This window comes from Microbacterium sp., assembly GCF_031988965.1.
GTDB lineage: Bacteria > Actinomycetota > Actinomycetes > Actinomycetales > Microbacteriaceae > Microbacterium.
Window position 1 is genome coordinate 1 of record NZ_DALZXX010000161.1, and the last position, 3,969, is coordinate 3,969.

At 69.4% G+C, this 3,969-nt stretch carries 6 protein-coding genes; 3 read left to right on the forward strand and 3 right to left on the reverse strand.

Annotation, left to right across the window (positions count from 1 at the left end; all coding sequences use genetic code 11):
* Positions 1-56 precede the first annotated feature (56 nt).
* Positions 57-578 carry a VOC family protein gene (locus RTM68_RS16350; protein ID WP_312172937.1) on the reverse strand — a complete coding sequence of 174 codons (522 nt, stop codon included), beginning with the start codon at positions 576-578 and terminating at the stop codon, positions 57-59.
* Positions 579-737: 159 nt separating this feature from the next.
* On the opposite strand from RTM68_RS16350, the gene RTM68_RS16355 reads away from it, so the two are divergent.
* Both RTM68_RS16355 and RTM68_RS16360 read left to right on the forward strand, forming a co-directional pair.
* Entirely contained in the window at positions 738-965 is a 228-nt protein-coding gene (locus RTM68_RS16355; RefSeq protein WP_312172939.1) for a hypothetical protein, read from the forward strand.
* A 2-nt stretch (positions 966-967) separates the two neighbouring features.
* Complete coding sequence (locus tag RTM68_RS16360) at positions 968-1,768, forward strand: helix-turn-helix domain-containing protein (RefSeq protein WP_312172941.1); 801 nt, start codon at positions 968-970, stop codon at positions 1,766-1,768.
* Here RTM68_RS16360 and RTM68_RS16365 read toward each other — a convergent pair whose 3' ends face one another.
* Together RTM68_RS16365 and RTM68_RS16370 are read right to left on the reverse strand one after the other, a co-directional pair.
* Entirely contained in the window at positions 1,769-2,995 is a 1,227-nt protein-coding gene (locus RTM68_RS16365; protein ID WP_312172943.1) for an APC family permease, read from the reverse strand.
* A 48-nt stretch (positions 2,996-3,043) separates the two neighbouring features.
* Positions 3,044-3,514, reverse strand: coding sequence for a DUF4442 domain-containing protein (locus tag RTM68_RS16370; RefSeq protein WP_312172946.1), 471 nt, complete (start codon positions 3,512-3,514; stop codon positions 3,044-3,046).
* Positions 3,515-3,613: 99 nt separating this feature from the next.
* On the opposite strand from RTM68_RS16370, the gene RTM68_RS16375 reads away from it, so the two are divergent.
* Positions 3,614-3,964: a GntR family transcriptional regulator gene (locus RTM68_RS16375; RefSeq protein WP_312172949.1), complete on the forward strand. Its 351-nt coding sequence runs from the start codon at positions 3,614-3,616 to the stop codon at positions 3,962-3,964.
* Positions 3,965-3,969 lie beyond the last annotated feature (5 nt).

The window sequence follows — 3,969 nt, forward strand, 5'->3', positions numbered from 1 at the left end:
CCGGCGCACCGCCGAGGCTCTGCTGCCGGCCGCATGTGTCGCCGCGGAGGCCGCGCTCAGCTCGCCTCGTCGGATGCAGCGCTGAACGACGCGGCCCACTCGGCCACGCGTCGCGCGCTCTCGTCGTCCGACAGATCTTCGACGCGGGTCATCACCGACCACCGCACACCGAACGGATCACGGATGCTCGCGTAGCGGTCACCCGACACGAACGCCGACGGCGCCTCACGCACGGTCGCCCCCGCCGAGACGGCCCGTTCGACGACGGCATCCACGTCGGGGACGTAGAGACCCATCGAATAGCAGTCGTCATCGCCCGAGGGCGCGGGCACGAGGTGGTACTCGGGGCTCGGCTCGCCCAGCTGCAGGTGGCCGAGCCCGAAGTCGAGGTCGGCGTGGGCGACGACGCCGCCGAACTCGGTGACGTCGATGACGCGGGCGCCGAAGACGTCGCGATAGAAATCGATCGCCTCGCGTGCACGCGGGATCGCGAGGAACGGGGTCAGGGAAGTCGCGCTGTGCGGGCGTCCGTCGGTGGTGTGCTCGCCGGTCACGCCGGTCGTGTTCTCGGTGGTCATGGCGCCACCGTACGGAGCGGGCGGCATCGTCCGCTTGAACTTCTGCGACAGAATCCTCGCCCGTGATCGCGGGATCGACGTGCTCGCCCCGTGCGAGATCGGGCGAGGCGTCTTCGACCTCGCACCGGATGCCGCGCCGTCAGGACCTAGGGTCGAGGCATGGATGTCGAGTACCTCGGACCCACGGTGTCCGCGATGTGGCTGACGGTCGCGATCCTCGCCGGCGGGTTCGCGCGCACGCGCAACCGATCCGCGTTGGTGTGGTTCGTGCTGACCGTCTTCCTGGGCCCGATCGCGGCGTTCCTGCTCGTGGTGTGGCCTCCGGCTGGCCCGGCTCCGTCCCCACGCGGCATCGGTTCCGCACCGACTCATGCGAGCGACGAGTAGTGGTGAGCCAGACGCGGGGGGTGCTGTATCCGGCGCGGCTGCCGGAGTTCCATCGTCTGCCGCCGACGGCGAATGCTCGCGATCTCGCGGTGTGGTTCTGGATTCCCGAGTGGGATCTCGAGCCCGGGAGATCGTCGCGGCAGGACATCGTGGGTTATCCGGCGCTGAACCTGGTGGTCGAGCAGAGCGTGGTCACGCTCTCGGGTGCGACGACTCGCGCATCGCATCGTGACCTGAGCGGTACAGGATGGGCGGTGGGCGCTCTGCTGCGCCCGGCCGCGGTCGCAGCTCTCACGAGCGATCCCGCGGCGCTCGTGGACGACGAGACGGTCATCGACGCCCCTGACCTGGCCGAGGCGATCGACGCCGCGATGCGTTCGGGGCCCGGGCGTCGCGAGCGTGCCGTCCTCGCCTTCTCCGACTGGCTCGCGGGTCGAGGCGGTCGGATCGATGAGGCGGCGGCTCAGGCGAACGCGTTCGTGGAGGTGCTGATGGGGGACGACGCGGTCGACTCGGTCGATGAGGCGGCGACGCGACTGGCGGTGTCGGTGCGCACCCTGCAGCGACTCGGTCACCGATATGTGGGTGTCTCGCCGACCGCGATGATCCGGCGGCGCCGGCTCCAGGAGGCTGCCGAGCGGCTGCGACTCGACCCCGGTCTCGATCTGTCGCGGCTCGCGGTCGAGCTGGGGTACGCCGACCACGCACATCTCACGCGCGACTTCCGTCGCATCCTGGGTATCGCCCCGACCACATACCGAGCCGGGACAGACCCGGGGCGCTCAGAGCGCTCGCGCCCCTGATCAGCGCGTCACCCGCAGTCTGATCGCCCGGTAGAGCACTCCGATCAGCACCACAGCCGTTCCGACGATCGAGGCCAGCACAGGAAGCGTGTTCAGGAGCAGCAGACAGCCCAGCGCCCCGACGACCTGCATCGCGCGCGGGTGACGACGCACAGAGCCCTGCTGGCGGAATGCCGCGGCGTTCGCGATCAGATAGTAGAGCAGGACGCCGAAGGACGAGAAGCCGATCGCATCCCGCAGATCGGCCGCGAGCACGATTCCGATCACGACGACGGCGATCGCGATCTCGGCCCGCCGCGGAACGTGCCGCCGCTCATCGACCCGAGCGAGGAATCGGGGCAGGTCCGCCTCCCGCGCCATCGCCAGCGTCGTCCGTCCGATGCCGGTGAGCAGTGCGAGCAGAGCTCCCAGCGAGGCCGCGGCGGCGGTGATCCGCACGAGTGGCGTGAGTGCGGCCCACCCGGTCGAGGAGAGCACATCTGCGAGTGGCGCCGAGCTCGATGCGGCATCGCCCCCGAGCGTGACGACGACCGTGATCGCGACGAGCGTGTACACGACGACCGCTCCGCCCAGAGCGAGTGCGATCGCGCGGGGGATCGTCCGAGCGGGGTCGACGACCTCTTCGCCCATGGTCGCGATGCGGGCGTACCCCGCGAACGCGAAGAACAGCAGTCCCGCGCCCTGCAGCACGCCGTACGCGGTGGCATCGGAGAGCGGTGCCGGGGTCGCTGAGGATGCCGAGCCGAGGCCGAGTGCCACCACGACGGCGAGCCCGAGCAGCGAGCATGCGACGAGTATGCGCGTGACGAGAGCGGTCCGTGTCACCCCGAAGCAGTTGACGACGGCGAGCGCGACCACCGCCGCCACCGCGACCGGAGTCTGCCACCCCCGGGGTGCGGCGTAGGCGGCAAAGGTCATGGCCATCGCCGCACAGCTCGCGATCTTGCCGACCACGAAACTCCAGCCGGCGACGAAGCCCCACCACGGACCGATCTCGGCTCGGGCGTATGCGTAGGTGCCACCCGCGACGGGGTGCACCGCGGCGAGCTGCGCGGATGCCGTGGCGTTGCAGTAGGCGACGATCGCGGCTATCGCGAGGGCGATCAGGATGCCGCTTCCGGCGACGCCCAGGGCGGGAGCCCAGACGGCGAAGACGCCGGCGCCGATCATCGATCCGAGGCCGATGGCGACGGCATCCACGAGTCTCAGGCGGCGCGCGAGGGGCATCCGTTCATCGTGCCAGTCCGTGGTGAACGACGGGTGTCGCGTGGCGGCTCAGTCGCGGGCGGCCGTGACGCGCTTCTTCTCACGGATGTACACCTCGCGCCGCACCCTGGCGACCACGTCGCCCTCACGGTCGGTGATCACGGTCTCGAACCACTCGAGCACCTTCGCGCCACCGTGGGCCCGCTCGCGGATCTCCGCGGCGCGCTCCGTGCTGACGTCGAACTCGGCCGTGAGCACACCGCGTCCCGGCTTGAGGAACTCGATCTCGCCACGGGTGTCCCACACCACGTACTCGCGTCCGAGCTGATGCATGACGAGCATGAAGAAGTACGGATCCGTCATCGCCGACATCGAGCCGCCGAACGCGGTCTTGACGTAGTTGCGGGTGAGGACGTTCACGTGCAGCTCGACGGTCGCGTGGGTCCAGTCCTCGCTGAAACGGCGGATCCGGATCCCGCTGAAGAGGTTGGGGATCCAGAGGTTCATGCCGAGGGCGAGGCGGCGGGGAGTGATGCGCATGGGGTCAGTGTGGATGACTCGATGTGTAAGGCAAAGCTTGCTGGAGGTTTCGGACAGTTGTTATAGTTCTCCTATAACTAATAGAAATTGAGGACCGCGATGCTGATTCGAATCGATGCCGACAGTGCTCGGCCGCTCTTCGACCAGGTCGCGGCCTCGGTGCGTGCAGACGTCCTGACCGGACGGCTCGGACCAGGCGATCGGCTCCCGGCCGCGCGCGAGCTCGCGGATGCCCTCGAGATCAACCTCCACACGGTCCTCCGCGCCTATCAGGAGCTCCGAGACGAGGGGCTCATCGACCTGCGCCGAGGCAGGGGAGCGGTCGTCGCGGCATCCGCCGCGCCTCTGGCCGAGCTCTCTCAGGACATCACCGCCCTCGTCGCCCGGGCCGCCTCGCTCGGTGTCTCACCCACGACCCTGGCCGCCCTCATCAAGGAGACCGACGCATGACCCCC

Coding starts and splice junctions, on each gene's coding strand:
- RTM68_RS16350 (WP_312172937.1), bottom strand. CDS start 578: ATGACCACCGAGAACACGACCGGCGTGACCGGCGAGCACACCACCGAC.
- RTM68_RS16355 (WP_312172939.1), top strand. CDS start 738: ATGGATGTCGAGTACCTCGGACCCACGGTGTCCGCGATGTGGCTGACG.
- RTM68_RS16365 (WP_312172943.1), bottom strand. CDS start 2,995: ATGCCCCTCGCGCGCCGCCTGAGACTCGTGGATGCCGTCGCCATCGGC.
- RTM68_RS16370 (WP_312172946.1), bottom strand. CDS start 3,514: ATGCGCATCACTCCCCGCCGCCTCGCCCTCGGCATGAACCTCTGGATC.
- RTM68_RS16375 (WP_312172949.1), top strand. CDS start 3,614: ATGCTGATTCGAATCGATGCCGACAGTGCTCGGCCGCTCTTCGACCAG.